The 654-nt window shown below is 24.6% G+C and carries 1 protein-coding gene; it reads right to left on the minus strand.

Annotated features, from left to right (window positions below; translation table 11 throughout):
- Window positions 1–654, minus strand: a 654-nt coding sequence (locus tag GQX97_RS13700; protein WP_157152320.1) for a hypothetical protein, incomplete at both ends; no start/stop codon positions are given.

The following is a 654-nucleotide window of genomic DNA, read 5'->3' on the forward strand; positions in this document are numbered from 1 at the left end:
TAAAGTCCTGATGGATTGCCTACAACTCTTATATCTTTTCTGTTTTTCCAAATAAAGCCTATCGCATTATTTTTCATTGCTGTAATGTATGTCATATTAGAAACGAGTTTATGTTGCTGATCTCTAATTATCATATTCTGCCACTTATTAGTATTATAATTCTTCTTAGCATTAACAGGTATTACATCATTCCAAAAATCATATTCCAATTCTTCTAAGTTTTTATTATTATGAGGTATTGAGGCAAAGTTCATAAGTCTGTTTTTTATTTCTTCTATCGTATTTTGGTCTTGAGTGGTTATATATGATAATGAAACATTTATTCTTCTTTCTAATTCTTTTTTGAAATCAGGCTTTAAATCTTCTATTTTATATTTCTGTATACCTGAAGCAATTTGGAATATGCCTTTTTTTATAAATTGATTATATTCATTTTTTAACTTAGAACGTACTTCTTTATTTACACTTTTTAATACTTTATCATAATCTTTTTTTATTCCTTTATCTATTGCTCTTACAAGTCCTTCAATAGCAGTTTTTGATAAAATATTATTAATGCTAAATAAATTGTCATCAAAGAAAGATTTTAATATTCTTTTTGCTGTATCAAATAAGCTAATCATAACTATAGTATAAAACAAAGAAATAAAAAAG

The sequence above is a fragment of the Brachyspira sp. SAP_772 genome, from assembly GCF_009755885.1.
Classification (GTDB): Bacteria; Spirochaetota; Brachyspiria; order Brachyspirales; family Brachyspiraceae; genus Brachyspira.